The sequence below is a fragment of the Pseudomonas koreensis genome (genome assembly GCF_012986595.1).
GTDB classification, from domain to species: domain Bacteria; phylum Pseudomonadota; class Gammaproteobacteria; order Pseudomonadales; family Pseudomonadaceae; genus Aquipseudomonas; species Aquipseudomonas koreensis.
This window is the reverse complement of sequence record NZ_JAAQYM010000005.1, coordinates 234,085-249,121: the sequence shown is the minus strand read 5'-3', so window position 1 is coordinate 249,121 and position 15,037 is coordinate 234,085. Positions and strand designations below refer to the sequence as shown.

Sequence of the window (15,037 nt, the reverse complement as noted above, 5' to 3'; positions counted from 1 at the left end):
ATCGCAGCCTGCGGCAGCGCCTACAGGGTCATGTGAACACCTGAGTAGGAGCTGCCGCAGGCTGCGATCTTTTCCGGCGCGTCGATTATATCGAGCCGAGCGGAAAGTTACTCCAGTGCCTTCCAGATATCGGTGGCGTACTCGCGAATGGTCCGGTCGGACGAGAACCAGCCCATCCGCGCCGTGTTGAGCACTGCCGAGCGCCACCAGTTGTTGGAATCGTGCCAGTGCGCGTCGACGCGTTTTTGCGCTTCCCAGTAGGAGTCGAAGTCGGCGCAGACCAGGAAGCGGTCGTAGTCCACCAGCGAATCGATCAGGCCGGTGTAGCGCGACGTGTCATCCGGCGAGAACACACCGCTGCGGATCGCTTGCAGCACGTCGCTCAAACGATGAGACGCGGCGATGTCCGGCGCGGCGCTGAACTCGTGGTTCTGCTTGCGCGCTTCGACCTGCTGCGCACTCAGGCCGAAGATGAACATGTGCTCGGCGCCAATGCGTTCGCACATTTCCACGTTGGCGCCGTCAAGGGTGCCGATGGTCAGTGCGCCATTGAGACCGAACTTCATGTTACTGGTGCCCGACGCTTCGAAACCGGCAGTGGAAATCTGCTCGGACAAGTCCGCCGCCGGAATAATGCTCTCGGCCAGACTGACGTTGTAGTTGGGCAGAAACACCACTTTCAGCAAGCCACGCACGGTCGGGTCGTTATTCACCACCCGGGCGATGTCGTTGGTCAGTTTGATGATCAGCTTGGCCTGGTGATAACTCGCTGCCGCTTTACCGGCGAAAATTTTCACCCGTGGCACCCAGTCCACTTCAGGCTCGGCTCGGATCGCCTGATACAGCGCCACGGTGTGCATCAGGTTGAGCAACTGGCGCTTGTATTCGTGGATCCGTTTGACCTGCACGTCGAACATCGCCGCCGGATTGACCGCGATCCCCAACCGCTCGTGAATCAGATAGGCCAAGGCCTTTTTGCTGTGCAGGCGCTGCTCGGCGAAGGCTTTGCGGAACGCGGCTTTCTCGGCGAACGGTTCGAGATCGAGCAAGCGTTCTTCAGGATTATCCAGCACCTCCGGGCCGAGGGCATCGACCAGCATCGAGGTCAGTTCGGAGTTGGCCTGGAACAACCAGCGGCGGAAGGTGATGCCGTTGGTTTTGTTGTTGATCCGCTCCGGGTAGAGCTTGTGCAGTTCGGCGAACACGGTCTTGCGCATCAACTGCGTGTGGAGTCCGGACACGCCGTTGACGCTATGCGAACCGAGGAAGGCGAGGTTGCCCATGCGCACCCGGCGACCGTTGTCTTCTTCGATCAGCGACACCGCGCGCAGCACGTCGAAATCGTGAATGCCCTTGGCCCGCAGCGAATCGATGTGCTGCGCGTTGATCAGGTAGATGATCTGCATGTGCCGCGGCAACATGCGTTCCATCAGGCCGACCGGCCAGGTTTCCAGCGCTTCGGGCAGCAGCGTGTGGTTGGTGTACGACAGGGTGTCGACGGTGACCTGCCACGCTGCGTCCCAGGCCACGTCGTAGACGTCGACCAGTTGCCGCATCAGTTCGGCGACGGCAATCGAGGGGTGGGTGTCGTTGAGCTGAATCGCCGCGTGATCGCCCAGGGTCAGCACCGAGGTGTGCATGTTGCGATGGCGACGCAGCAAGTCTTGCAGCGAAGCCGCGACGAAGAAGTATTCCTGACGCAGGCGCAGCTCCTGCCCGGCTTCGGTGCTGTCGGCCGGGTAAAGCACGCGGGAAATACTTTCGGCGCGGGCGACTTCGGCGACGGCACCCAGGTGGTCACCGGCGTTGAAGCGCTCCAGGTGCAGATCTTCCATGGCTCGGGCACGCCACAGGCGCAAGGTGTTGACGCTCGCCCCGCGCCAGCCAACCACTGGCGTGTCGTAGGCAATCGCGCGCACGGTTTCTGCGGGCGACCAGACCTGTTTGGTCTTGCCACTGGCATCAGTGACCGTTTCGACGCTGCCGCCGAAGCCGATGCTGTACACCACTTCCGGCCGCTCGAACTCCCACGGGTTACCGAAATCCAGCCAGTGCTCGGTCTGTTCCTGCTGCCAGCCATCGACGATGGCCTGACGGAACAAGCCGTGCTCGTAGCGAATGCCGTAGCCATGCCCGGCGATGCCGAGGGTCGACATGCTTTCCATGAAGCACGCCGCCAGACGCCCGAGGCCGCCGTTGCCCAGCGCCGCATCCGGCTCCAGCAGGCGAATGCGCTCCAGATCGACGCCGAGTTCAGTCAGCGCCTCCCGGGCGACGTCGAGCAGGCCCAGGTTGCTCAGACTGTCGTAGAGCAAGCGGCCAATGAGAAACTCCAGCGAGAGGTAATACACCCGCTTCTGGCCTTTGCGGTAAATCTGCCGGGTGTGGTCCATCCAGTGTTCGACCATGTGGTCGCGCGCCGCCAGGGCAATGGCTTCGAACCAGTCATGGTCGAAGGCGTGATCCGGGTCTTTGCCCACTGCATAGGTGAGCTTGGTCAGGACGGCATCGCGGAATGCGGCCACCTCTGCTTCGCGAACTAGTGGTTCTTGAGTCATCGATAGGACCTCGAGCGAGCGTGGAATTGTCTGAGCCTAGACGGTCTGACCGACGGTAGAGGCGCAGGTTCTGCAGTTTTTCCGAAGACGGTGAGATAGCCCGGCATTACCTTGGCGAGTGGGCTAATGAATGCAGGGGCCGTGCCGTACTGACGGCCAATTCCACGGCATTTGGAAAAATCTGGCGAAAGGTTGTTCAAAAATCCACCAGTCCCGGTATGATCGCGCGCCCTGATGCACACGCCTGGTAATTCCCGATGATGAAGCCCAACCTGATTGCCGCCGCCGAGATCGACCGTCTCGATACGTGGGCCAAATATTCGGCCCCGATGTGCGGCTCTTGTGTCTCCAGCTGCTGCACCCTGCCGGTCGAGGTCAAGATCAAGGACCTGGTGCGCATCGGTGTGGTCGACGAGTTCGAGCTGGGCGATCCGCCGAAGAACATCGCCAAGCGCCTGCAAAAGGAAGGGCTGGTCGAGCGCTTCAACCAGAAGTCGGGGATCTTCACCCTGCAGCGCATGAGCAACAACGATTGCTACTACCTGGATCGTAAGAGCCGCCTGTGCACCATTTATGACAAGCGCCCGGACACCTGCCGCAACCACCCGAAAATCGGCCCGCGTCCGGGATACTGCGCGTACAAGCCGAAAGAAGTCGAGCGCGTGCAGAATTCACGGTCGATCGAGAAGTTCTGAAGATCAAAAGATCGCAGCCTTCGGCAGCTCCTACAGGGGAATGCGTATCCCTGTAGGAGCTGCCGAAGGCTGCGATCTTTTTTTGCCTTGAATCGCAGACAAACAAAAACGCCCCCGGTCTCGCGACCGGGGGCGTTTTTTTTCAGCCTGGGCTAAATCTTATGCCTTGGCTTTCTTGGCAGCGCGGGTACGCTCGCTTTCGTCCAGGATCTTCTTGCGAAGACGGATGGACTTAGGCGTGACTTCGCACAGCTCGTCTTCCTGGATGTATTCCAGAGCCTGTTCCAGAGTGAAGCGAACAGGTGGTACCAGAGCGATGGTTTCGTCTTTACCCGAAGCACGCATGTTGTCGAGCTTCTTGCCTTTGGTTGGGTTCACACCCAGGTCGTTGTCGCGGCTGTTCTGACCAACGATTTGACCGTTGTAGATCTCCTGGCCGTGTTCTACGAACAGCTTGCCACGAGCCTGCAGGGTTTCCAGCGAGTAGGTCAGTGCCTTGCCGGTTTCAACCGAAACCAGAACGCCGTTCTGACGGCCGGACATGTGGCCCGACTTCACTGGAGCGTAACGGTCGAAGATCGAGGTCAGGATGCCAGCACCGTTGGTCAGGGTCAGGAACTGGTTACGGAAACCGATCAGACCGCGAGCAGGGATGTTGTATTCCAGACGAACACGGCCCTTGCCATCCGGCACCATGTTGCTCAGGTCGCCCTTACGCAGACCCATCTCTTCCATGACCTTGCCCTGCGATTCTTCAGGGATGTCGATGGTTACGTTTTCGAACGGTTCCTGCTTCACGCCGTCAACTTCACGGATGATCACTTCAGGACGGCCCAAGGCCAGCTCGAAGCCTTCGCGACGCATGGTTTCGATCAGTACCGAGAGGTGCAGCTCACCACGGCCGGAAACCTTGAACTTGTCAGCCGAGTCGCCTTCTTCAACGCGCAGTGCAACGTTGTACAGCAGCTCTTTGTCCAGACGATCCTTGATGTTACGGGAGGTCACGAACTTGCCTTCTTTACCGCAGAATGGCGAGTCGTTTACCTGGAAGGTCATGGAAACGGTTGGCTCGTCAACGGTCAGCGGCTTCATCGCCTCGACGGTGTTGATATCGCACAGAGTGTCGGAGATGAACAGCTCGTCGAAGCCGCTGATGCAGACGATGTCGCCGGCCGCTGCTTCTTCAACGTCAACGCGGTGCAGACCGTGGTGACCCATCAGCTTCAGGATACGACCGTTGCGGCGCTTGCCGTCGGCGCTGATAGCGACAACCGGGGTGTTCGGCTTGACGCGACCACGAGCGATACGGCCAACACCGATAACACCCAGGAAGCTGTTGTAGTCAAGAGCGGAGATCTGCATCTGGAACGGACCGTCACGGTCAACGGCCGGAGGCGGAACGTGATCGACTACCGCTTGGTACAGCGGGGTCATGTCTTCAGCCATGGCGGTGTGATCCAGACCGGCGATGCCGTTCAGGGCCGAGGCGTAAACAACCTGGAAGTCCAGTTGTTCTTCGGTCGCACCGAGGTTGTCGAACAGGTCGAAGATCTGGTCCAGAACCCAGTCCGGACGCGCGCCTGGACGGTCAACCTTGTTGATCACCACGATTGGACGCAGGCCGGCTTCGAAAGCCTTCTTGGTCACGAAACGGGTTTGCGGCATAGGGCCGTCTTGAGCGTCAACCAGCAGCAGAACGGAGTCAACCATCGACATTACGCGTTCTACTTCGCCGCCGAAGTCGGCGTGGCCCGGGGTGTCCACGATGTTGATGTGGTAGCCGTTCCAGTTGATGGCGGTGTTTTTCGCCAGAATGGTAATACCGCGCTCTTTTTCCTGGTCGTTGGAGTCCATCACGCGCTCGTCGTTGAGCTCGTTGCGCTCCAGGGTGCCGGATTGACGCAGGAGTTTGTCTACCAGGGTGGTCTTACCATGGTCAACGTGGGCAATGATGGCGATGTTACGTAGATTTTCGATCACTTGTGTATCTCGATCAGAGGATTCGGTTTGCTGACAAGTCTTGGCAGCGATTAACAGTAGTGTCCGGCATGGCCGTTACAGCTTGACGGCGGTGTCGGGGGGCCGGTGACGCAGGCCACAGGCAAACAGCCCCGGGCACTTAGCTCGGTCGATAAACGCGCACATTGGCATGCCCCTCACTGAGCAAATGGTGAGCATGCAGGCGACTCATCACGCCTTTGTCGCAATACAGCAGGTACTGGCGAGTCGGATCCAGCTCCTTGAAACGAGCGTTCACTGCGTAGAACGGCATCGTCTGTACTTCTATGCCGGCGAGTTCCAGCGGGTCATCCTCGGCCGCATCCGGATGACGGATGTCGATGACGATCTGACCGGCCAGCGCTTCGCCGACTTCTTCAATCTGCAAGTCCTGGCCCAATTCGTCGATCACCCGATCGATCGGCACCAGTTTGGCGTTTTCGAGCGCACGCTCGAGGACCGCCATGTCGAATTCTTTCTCTTCGTGCTCAACGCGGTGGCGTTTGGCGGCGGTCTTCGGATTGACCGAGATGACCCCGCAGTATTCCGGCATGTGCTTTGCGAAATCGGCGGTGCCGATCTCGTTGGCCGTGTCGATGATGTCCTGCTTGTGCGCGACGATCAGTGGACGCAGGACCAGCTTGTCAGTCACGCAGTCGATCACCGACAGGTTCGGCAAGGTCTGGCTCGACACCTGGGAGATCGCTTCGCCGGTTACCAGGGCATCGATGTGCAGGCGGTCGGCGATGGCGGAGGACGCGCGCAACATCATACGCTTCAATACGACGCCCATATGACTGTTATCGACTTTGCCGAGAATTTCGCCCAACACTTCTTCGAACGGAACACTGACAAATAGCACGCGTTGCGAGCTGCCGTACTTCTTCCAGATGAAATGCGCGACTTCCATCACGCCCAATTCGTGGGCACGACCGCCCAGATTGAAGAAGCAGAAATGCGCCATCAGGCCGCGGCGCATGATCTGGTAGGCGGCAACCGTCGAATCGAAGCCGCCAGACATCAATACCAGCGTTTGCTCCAAGGCGCCGAGCGGATAGCCGCCGATGCCGTTGTGCTGGCTGTGGATGACAAACAACCGTTGGTCGCGAACTTCGATTCGGACTTCGATTTCCGGCGCCTTGAGGTCGATTCCGGCCGCACCGCACTCGCGACGCAGCTTGCTGCCGACGTATTTCTCGACGTCCATCGAGCTGAACGGGTGCTTGCCTGCACGTTTGCAGCGCACCGAAAAAATCTTCCCGGCCAGCACATCGCCGTAGTGCTGTTTGCACTTCTCGGTGATGTCGTCGAAGTCGCCCAACGGGTACTCGGCGATCTGCAAAAAGTGCGCGACGCCAGGCGTACAGGTGAGGCGTTCGCCCATCTCTTTCAAGGCTTTGAGGTCGGTAACGCGGGTTTCCAGCTCGAGATTGTCCCACACACCGTTCACCACCACGGCCGGGTCCAGATCGCGGAGCACGGCGCGGATATTCTTGGCCAGCTGGCGGATGAAACGCATCCGGACAGGGCGGCTTTTGATGGTGATCTCGGGGAAGACTTTTACGATTAGTTTCATGAAAACAGCGCGCGCAGGGCCAGCCGAAAAAGGGGGGCGCGGATTATAGCGGAAATTGCTCAAGGTTTAACCAGTTAATATGCAGAAGGTTTCACATGCACCAAAACGGGTCACTTTCAGATTTACACGCTACATTAAGGGGCGAGATTTTCCCCTTTATTGCGCTTTGCACCGCTGCAAGCGTGAATTTGGGGCAAAAAACCCATGGTGGGGCACTGGCATGCAATTTGCTCCCTTGTGAGGCAGGTTGCCTTGGCAGAGTATCTGCGCCGGCATCACCCATATTAAGGGCATCCACTACCAAGCCCTAAGCCACCCGGAGGACACTATGTCGAAGTCGGTTCAACTCATCAAAGATCATGACGTCAAGTGGATTGATCTGCGCTTCACGGACACCAAAGGCACTCAGCACCACGTGACCATGCCGGCTCGCGATGCGCTGGAAGACGACTTCTTCGAAGTTGGCAAGATGTTCGACGGTTCCTCCATCGCTGGCTGGAAAGGCATCGAAGCCTCCGACATGATCCTGCTGCCGGACGACGACACTGCCGTGCTCGACCCGTTCACCGAAGACGCGACCCTGATCCTGGTCTGCGACATCATCGAACCGTCGACCATGCAAGGTTACGATCGCGACCCGCGCGCCATCGCTCACCGCGCCGAGGAATACCTGAAGACCACCGGTATCGGTGACACCGTCTTCGCCGGTCCGGAACCAGAATTCTTCATCTTCGACGAAGTGAAGTTCAAGTCGGACATCTCCGGCTCGATGTTCAAGATCTACTCCGAACAAGGTTCGTGGATGTCCGACCAGGACATCGAAGGCGGCAACAAAGGCCACCGTCCTGGTATCAAAGGCGGCTACTTCCCGGTTCCGCCGTTCGACCACGACCACGAAATCCGTACTGCCATGTGCAACGCACTGGAAGAGATGGGCCAGACCGTTGAAGTTCACCACCACGAAGTGGCGACTGCCGGTCAGAACGAAATTGGTGTCAAGTTCAACACCCTGGTGAAGAAAGCTGACGAAGTTCAGACTCTGAAATACGTTGTACACAACGTTGCTGACGCTTACGGCCGCACCGCGACCTTCATGCCGAAGCCACTGTACGGCGACAACGGCTCGGGCATGCACGTCCACATGTCCATCGCCAAAGACGGCAAGAACACCTTCGCTGGCGAAGGCTATGCCGGCCTGTCCGAAACCGCCCTGTACTTCATCGGCGGTATCATCAAGCACGGTAAGGCCCTGAACGGCTTCACCAACCCGGCCACCAACTCCTACAAGCGTCTGGTGCCAGGTTTCGAAGCTCCGGTAATGCTGGCCTACTCGGCTCGCAACCGTTCCGCCTCGATCCGTATTCCTTACGTCAACAGCCCACGCGGCCGTCGTATCGAAGCACGTTTCCCGGATCCGGCTGCCAACCCGTACCTGGCTTTCGCAGCTCTGCTGATGGCCGGCCTGGACGGTATCCAGAACAAGATCCACCCAGGCGATGCCGCTGACAAAAACCTGTACGACCTGCCGCCTGAAGAGGCGAAAGAGATCCCACAAGTTTGCGGCAGCCTGAAAGAAGCCCTGGAAGAGCTGGACAAGGGCCGTGCGTTCCTGACCAAGGGCGGCGTGTTCTCCGACGACTTCATCGACGCTTACATCGCGCTGAAATCCGAAGAAGAAATCAAGGTCCGCACCTTCGTGCACCCACTGGAATATGAGCTGTACTACAGCTGCTGATCCGGTAGCGCCGCGCTACGCGGCGTGACAAAAGAGGCCTCCTTCGGGAGGCCTTTTTTATTGAAGATCAAAAGATCGCAGCCTTCGGCAGCTCCTACCGGGATCGGTGCAGGGGCTGCCGAAGGCTGCGATCTTTTGACCTGGCTTTTCAATTCCATTTGTTAACGGTTTGGGTCTGTCGCCCACCCTGACCTATGCTGCACCCCATCGCTTTCTTTCCCGGTCGCTTTCATGGGTCGCACCTTTCTCTACATCCTGCTGCTGATAGCCCTGCCCGCCGCCGCGCAGATCTACAAGTACACCGACGCCAACGGCAATACGGTCTACAGCGATCACTCGCCGGACGGCATCAAGGCGCAGCCTGTCGAGTTGCCGCCGCTGAACCGCGTCGAGCCGCAGGCACCGAGCGCACCGGCGCCCACCAGCACTGACAATCGTCCACCTGCACGCAACGCCTACGAGATACTGGAGCTGACTGGCCTGCCCAGCGAAGAAGCCCTGCGCGCCAACAACGGCACCTTCACCGTCAACGTGCTGATCAAGCCGCGTTTGCAGGCGCCGCACCAATTAAGACTGGTCCTCGACGATGAACCTTACGGTCAGCCGAGCAACGTGCCGATCCTGCAGCTGGTGAATGTCGACCGTGGCGAGCATCGCCTGGCGGTGCAGGTGATCGATGGTCAGGCGATCATTCAGCAGAGCCCGTCCGTGGTGTTTACCGTGCAGCGTGTACACAAGCCATGAGAGGTGTCTGGCTGATCCTGTGCCTGCTCGCCCTGCCGGTTTCGGCGGAAGTCTTCACCTACGTCGATGCGCAGGGCAATCGCGTCTACACCGATCAGCCGCGCGGCAACGCCAAGCGCGTGCCCATCGCGACCAGCAATCGCATGTCGGCCACCCCTACGGCTGCGGCGCCGATCAGCGCCGCACAAAAATCCCCGGAACCCACTCTGTTCCATTACGACATGCTGCGCATTCTGATTCCTGAACCGGACGCGACCCTGCGCAGCAGTGCTGGCGAGGTGATCGTCAGTGTCACCAGTGAACCGGGCCTGCAACCCGGCCATCGCTATCGCCTGCTGCTGGACGGCCAGGCCACGGGCGAGCCGGGCCTGAGCCCGGTGTTCCCGCTGAGCAACATCGACCGGGGCAGCCACAACCTGTCGGTGGAAATCCTCGATGAGCAGGGCCGCACCGTCGAACGCACCGCCAACCAGCCGTTCCACATGCTGCGCATTTCGCTGGCGCAGAAACGCCAGGTCAAACCCTGCGTCAGCGAAGACTATGGCGTACGCCCGGAATGTCCACTGAAAGACAAACCCGCCGAAGAAAAAAATCCCTTCCTGCGTTTCTTCTAACGCCGTTCAGCTTTGCGCACTATATTGGTGCACTAGACTGCACCGTACCCACATTCCAACCCATTTTGGTTCGAAAGTACCCGCCAGCCCCGACGGGACGCCACGCAAACGAGCGTCAAACGCCTGTTTCAGGGGTTGAGCGCTTCTTTTCGGAGCCTTGGTTTGGTTTTTGCATTTTCCTCGCATCAGCGCTTAGTTCTCGCGCACGCCTTGCTCCAAAAGGGGTCCAGATGACCATAAGCGACGCAATCCACCGTTTGCTGCTCGACAACCTGACCACCGCCACCATCCTGCTCGACGCCGAACTGCGCCTTGAGTACATGAACCCGGCGGCCGAGATGCTGCTGGCCATCAGCGGTCAGCGCAGCCATGGGCAGTTCATCAGCGAGCTGTTCACCGAATCCACCGAGGCGCTCAACTCGCTGCGCCAGGCGGTCGAACAGGCGCACCCGTTCACCAAGCGCGAAGCGATGCTCACCGCCCTCACCGGCCAGACCCTGACCGTTGATTACGCGGTCACGCCGATCCTCAGCAACGGCGCGACCATGCTCCTGCTGGAAGTGCACCCGCGTGACCGGCTGCTGCGGATCACCAAGGAGGAGGCGCAGCTGTCCAAGCAGGAAACCAGCAAGATGCTGGTGCGCGGCCTCGCTCACGAGATCAAGAATCCGCTGGGCGGTATCCGTGGCGCCGCGCAATTGCTGGCCCGCGAACTGCCGGAAGACAGCCTGCGCGACTACACCAACGTGATCATCGAAGAGGCCGACCGCCTGCGTAATCTGGTCGACCGCATGCTCGGTTCGAACAAGTTGCCGTCGCTGGCCCTGTGCAACGTCCATGAAGTGCTTGAGCGCGTCTGCCAACTGGTCGAAGCGGAAAGTCAGGGCTGCATCACCTTGGTGCGCGATTACGACCCGAGCATTCCCGACGTGTTGATCGACCGCGAACAAATGATTCAAGCCGTGCTGAACATCGTGCGCAACGCGATGCAGGCGATCAGCAGCCAGAACGAGTTGCGTCTGGGCCGCATCAGCCTGCGCACTCGGACCATGCGCCAGTTCACCATCGGCCACGTGCGCCATCGCCTGGTGACCAAAATCGAGATCATCGACAACGGCCCTGGGATCCCGGCGGAATTGCAGGAAACCATCTTCTTTCCCATGGTCAGCGGCCGCCCGGACGGTACCGGGCTGGGCCTGGCCATTACCCAGAACATCATCAGCCAGCACCAGGGCCTGATCGAGTGTGACAGCCATCCAGGCCACACCACGTTCTCGATCTTTCTGCCACTGGAACAAGGAGCCACATCGACATGAGCCGTAGTGAAACCGTGTGGATCGTCGATGACGACCGTTCAATCCGTTGGGTTCTGGAAAAAGCCTTGCAGCAGGAAGGCATGACCACGCAGAGCTTCGACAGCGCCGATGGCGTGATGAGTCGTCTGGCCCGTCAGCAGCCTGATGTGATCATTTCCGACATCCGCATGCCGGGCGCGAGTGGCCTCGACCTGCTGGCGCGGATTCGCGAGCAGCACCCACGGTTGCCGGTCATCATCATGACCGCTCACTCCGACCTGGACAGCGCGGTGGCCTCGTATCAGGGCGGTGCATTCGAGTACCTGCCCAAGCCGTTTGACGTGGACGAGGCGGTATCGCTGGTCAAACGCGCCAATCAACATGCGCAGGAACAGCAAGGCCTGGAAGTGGTACCGGCGCTGACTCGCACCCCGGAAATCATCGGCGAAGCGCCGGCGATGCAGGAAGTGTTTCGTGCCATCGGCCGCCTGAGCCACTCCAACATCACCGTGCTGATCAACGGCGAATCCGGTACCGGTAAAGAGTTGGTGGCCCACGCCCTGCACCGCCACAGCCCGCGCGCGGCCTCGCCGTTCATTGCGCTGAACATGGCGGCGATCCCGAAAGACCTGATGGAATCCGAGCTGTTCGGCCACGAGAAAGGCGCGTTCACCGGCGCAGCCAACCTGCGTCGTGGGCGCTTCGAACAGGCGGACGGCGGCACGCTGTTCCTCGATGAAATCGGCGACATGCCGGCAGATACACAAACCCGGCTGCTGCGGGTGCTGGCCGACGGCGAGTTCTACCGCGTTGGCGGGCACGTGCCGGTCAAGGTTGACGTGCGGATCATCGCCGCCACCCACCAGAATCTGGAAACCCTGGTGCACGCCGGGAAATTCCGTGAGGACTTGTTCCACCGCCTCAACGTGATCCGCATCCACATCCCGCGCCTGTCGGATCGTCGCGAAGACATCCCGACCCTGGCCAAGCACTTCCTCAGCCGCGCTGCACAAGAACTGGCGGTGGAGCCGAAGCTGCTGAAAAGCGAGACCGAGGAGTACCTGAAGAACCTGCCATGGCCGGGCAACGTGCGGCAGTTGGAGAACACCTGCCGCTGGATCACCGTGATGGCGTCCGGCCGCGAAGTGCACATCAGCGACCTGCCGCCAGAGTTGTTGAGCCTGCCGCAGGATTCGGCGCCGGTAACCAACTGGGAGCAGGCGCTGCGCCAGTGGGCCGATCAGGCCTTGGCCCGTGGCCAGTCGAGCCTGCTCGACAGCGCGGTGCCGGCGTTTGAACGGATCATGATCGAGACTGCGCTGAAGCACACAGCCGGCCGGCGTCGCGATGCCGCGGTATTGCTCGGCTGGGGTCGCAACACCCTGACGCGCAAGATCAAGGAATTGGGGATGAAAGTGGATGGTGGGGATGACGATGAGGGGGATGAGGGCTAACTCGGCACTCGGCTCCTATACAGAACGCATATCCCTGTAGGAGCTGCCGAAGGCTGCGATCTTTTTTGCGTGTGCACCAGCGCAATGCACATTGACCTGCAATCGCGCACCACGCGCCAAGCGGAACTCAGCTCTAGCGCAAAAAAACTTCGACACTTCAAACAGGCGAAAGCCCCGTTTTACGGGGCTTTCGCGTTTCTGATCAACTTTTTTGTTTCAACCAATTAAAACCTGGCACGCGCCCTGCAATACCTCTTACAGGTGATTCGATTCACCACCCGTTTCGGGGACCTTGGTACAGGCAGGCCGGGGATTCCCCTCTTTACACCGGGTTCAAACCGCATCGCGGCGAACCCACCCTTTTGGGATCCTTGGTACAGGCAGGCCGGGGGTTCCCTCTTTACACCGGACCGACGCTGCAAGCGAAGTCCACCCCGTTTTGGGGCCTCTGATACAGGCAGGTCAGGGGTTCCTTCTTTACTCCGGCTCAACCGCCTCGGCGGTGAGCCGCCCGTTTTGGGAACCTTGGTACAGGCAGGCCGGGGATTCCCGCTTTTATTGCTCCCGGAGATGGATCTCCAGCCGCCAGCGGTCATCGACCTGGCTGCCGGCCCAGTCCCCCTGCAGCGGCCGCGCTGCCAGCACCGTCAGCAACAACCCGCCATCACTCATCCGTGTTCGCCAGTTGACGTCCTTGCCGTTGAGCTTGAGCTGGCCTTTCTGCGCGCGACCTTCGGCCTGAAACAACAGGGCCACGGTGCCATCAATGATTTCGCCGTGCAGCTTCGGTTCGTTGTTGAACCAGACCACCAGGCCGTCATCCGTCACTTCAACCTGCTGCAGCACGCTCGGGTCCGGTGTGGTCAGGCGGCCGATCATCAAACCGATCATCAGACCGACAATCGCCAGCGAACCGATCACCCGCGGGAATAGTTTCGAACGCGGGTCCGCTTGCGGCGTAGAATGCGCGTCATCTTTACCTTCGGAGCCGTGCATGTTTCACGTCATCCTTTTTCAACCAGAAATTCCGCCGAATACCGGCAACGTTATCAGGCTGTGCGCCAACAGCGGCTGCCACCTGCATTTGATCGAACCGCTGGGTTTCGAGATGGACGACAAGCGCTTGCGCCGGGCCGGTCTCGACTACCACGAATATGCCACATTGCAGCGCCACGCCGACCTCGCCAGTTGCCTTGAAAGCCTGGGCAACCCACGGTTGTTCGCCTTTACCACCAAGGGTTCGCGACCGTTTCACGATGCCGCGTTCGTCCCGGGCGACGCGTTCATCTTCGGCCCGGAAAGCCGTGGCCTGCCGCCAGAGGTGCTGGACGCCCTGCCGGCGGAACAGCGTCTGCGCCTGCCGATGCGCGAAGGTTGCCGCAGCCTGAACCTGTCCAACACCGTGGCGGTGGCCGTGTACGAAGCGTGGCGGCAGAACGGCTTCAAATAAACACCCAAAACAACTGTGGGAGCGAGCCTGCTTGCGATTACGGTCTGTCAGCAACATTGATGTCACTGACAAATCGCTTTCGCGAGCAGGCTCGCTCCCACAGGGGTACAGCTGAACCGCTTATTGAACGGTCGGGGTCTCGCCGGCTTCCTGCATGCGCTGCAGCTCTTGCGCGTACAGGGCGTCGAAGTTCACCGGTGCCAGCATCAGGGCCGGGAACGAACCACGGGTCACCAGGCTGTCCAGGGTTTCGCGAGCGTACGGGAACAGGATGTTCGGGCAGAACGCACCCAGGGTGTGGCTCATCGAAGCCGCATCCAGGTTCTTGATCAGGAAGATACCGGCCTGTTGCACTTCAGCGATGAAGGCTACTTCGTCACCGTTTTTCACGGTCACGGACAGGGTCAGCACAACTTCGTAGAAATCGCCTTCCAGCTCTTTCTGACGGGTGTTCAGATCCAGACCGACGGTCGGGTCCCACTGCTGGCGAAAGATCGCCGGGCTTTTCGGGGCTTCGAAGGACAGATCGCGTACGTAGATGCGCTGCAAGGAGAATTGCGGTGCGGTTTCTTCTTCGCTGGCTGCAGTGTTCTGTTGGTCAGTCATCTCAGATCCTTTCTGATCTTGGGTCTTTTAGGGATTGCTGTACGTGGGTGCAGCCGTTCAGGCCTTGAGCAGCGCGTCGAGCTTGCCGGCGCGCTCCAGGGCATACAAATCATCACAACCGCCGATGTGCCTGTCGCCGATCCAGATCTGCGGCACGGAGGTGCGTCCGGCCTTCTGGCTCATGGCAGCACGAATCTGCGGCTTGCCATCGACCTTGATCTCTTCGAAGGCCACACCTTTGTTCACGAGCAATTGCTTGGCTCGCACGCAATAAGGGCAGTAATCGCTGGAGTAGACGATGACTTCGCTCAT

Annotated in this window: 13 protein-coding genes; 7 read left to right on the top strand and 6 right to left on the bottom strand. The window is 59.8% G+C overall.

The features are described 5' to 3' along the window. Positions 1-107: 107 nt before the first annotated feature. On the bottom strand, positions 108-2,558 hold the full coding sequence (locus HBN98_RS17070) for a glycogen/starch/alpha-glucan phosphorylase (RefSeq protein ID WP_064585550.1): 2,451 nt from the start codon (positions 2,556-2,558) through the stop codon (positions 108-110). 257 nt (positions 2,559-2,815) lie between these two features. On the opposite strand from HBN98_RS17070, the gene HBN98_RS17065 reads away from it, so the two are divergent. Then, positions 2,816-3,253, top strand: a complete 438-nt coding sequence (locus HBN98_RS17065; RefSeq protein ID WP_007961740.1) for a YkgJ family cysteine cluster protein — start codon at positions 2,816-2,818, stop codon at positions 3,251-3,253. Between the two features lie 159 nt (positions 3,254-3,412). On the opposite strand, the gene typA is transcribed toward HBN98_RS17065, so the two are convergent. Then, positions 3,413-5,233 carry a translational GTPase TypA gene (gene typA / locus HBN98_RS17060; RefSeq protein WP_064585549.1) on the bottom strand — a complete coding sequence of 607 codons (1,821 nt, stop codon included), beginning with the start codon at positions 5,231-5,233 and terminating at the stop codon, positions 3,413-3,415. A 139-nt stretch (positions 5,234-5,372) separates the two neighbouring features. Continuing rightward, positions 5,373-6,827, bottom strand: coding sequence for a tRNA uracil 4-sulfurtransferase ThiI (thiI, locus tag HBN98_RS17055; RefSeq protein ID WP_083367274.1), 1,455 nt, complete (start codon positions 6,825-6,827; stop codon positions 5,373-5,375). A 328-nt stretch (positions 6,828-7,155) separates the two neighbouring features. Here thiI and glnA point away from each other — a divergent pair, with 328 nt between their 5' ends. The 5 genes from glnA to ntrC all read left to right on the top strand — a co-directional run bounded on the left by glnA (position 7,156) and on the right by ntrC (position 12,669). Continuing rightward, positions 7,156-8,562: a glutamate--ammonia ligase gene (gene glnA / locus HBN98_RS17050; protein WP_003220788.1), complete on the top strand. Its 1,407-nt coding sequence runs from the start codon at positions 7,156-7,158 to the stop codon at positions 8,560-8,562. A 231-nt stretch (positions 8,563-8,793) separates the two neighbouring features. Continuing rightward, positions 8,794-9,306 carry a DUF4124 domain-containing protein gene (locus tag HBN98_RS17045; RefSeq protein WP_083367275.1) on the top strand — a complete coding sequence of 171 codons (513 nt, stop codon included), beginning with the start codon at positions 8,794-8,796 and terminating at the stop codon, positions 9,304-9,306. Then, a complete protein-coding gene (locus HBN98_RS17040; protein ID WP_083367276.1) occupies positions 9,303-9,920 on the top strand; it encodes a DUF4124 domain-containing protein in 618 nt (205 codons plus the stop codon). Before HBN98_RS17045 ends, HBN98_RS17040 begins: the two co-directional genes overlap by 4 nt. A 230-nt stretch (positions 9,921-10,150) precedes the next feature. Further along, positions 10,151-11,236 (top strand): nitrogen regulation protein NR(II), encoded by a 1,086-nt coding sequence (gene glnL, locus HBN98_RS17035; protein ID WP_007961730.1) that lies wholly within the window; start codon positions 10,151-10,153, stop codon positions 11,234-11,236. After that, positions 11,233-12,669 carry a nitrogen regulation protein NR(I) gene (ntrC, locus tag HBN98_RS17030; protein ID WP_007961729.1) on the top strand — a complete coding sequence of 479 codons (1,437 nt, stop codon included), beginning with the start codon at positions 11,233-11,235 and terminating at the stop codon, positions 12,667-12,669. Before glnL ends, ntrC begins: the two co-directional genes overlap by 4 nt. A gap of 555 nt (positions 12,670-13,224) precedes the next feature. Here ntrC and HBN98_RS17025 read toward each other — a convergent pair. Further along, on the bottom strand, positions 13,225-13,665 hold the full coding sequence (locus HBN98_RS17025) for a hypothetical protein (RefSeq protein WP_083367277.1): 441 nt from the start codon (positions 13,663-13,665) through the stop codon (positions 13,225-13,227). Between HBN98_RS17025 and HBN98_RS17020 the strand changes: the two genes are divergently transcribed. Then, entirely contained in the window at positions 13,664-14,119 is a 456-nt protein-coding gene (locus HBN98_RS17020; protein WP_083367278.1) for a tRNA (cytidine(34)-2'-O)-methyltransferase, read from the top strand. The genes HBN98_RS17025 and HBN98_RS17020 overlap by 2 nt on opposite strands. A gap of 120 nt (positions 14,120-14,239) precedes the next feature. Here HBN98_RS17020 and secB read toward each other — a convergent pair whose 3' ends face one another. Next, a complete protein-coding gene (gene secB, locus HBN98_RS17015) occupies positions 14,240-14,725 on the bottom strand; it encodes a protein-export chaperone SecB (RefSeq protein WP_027611264.1) in 486 nt (161 codons plus the stop codon). A gap of 57 nt (positions 14,726-14,782) precedes the next feature. Next, the gene (gene grxC, locus HBN98_RS17010) at positions 14,783-15,037 is read right to left on the bottom strand and encodes a glutaredoxin 3 (protein WP_083367279.1); all 255 of its coding nucleotides are present in this window, start codon (positions 15,035-15,037) and stop codon (positions 14,783-14,785) included.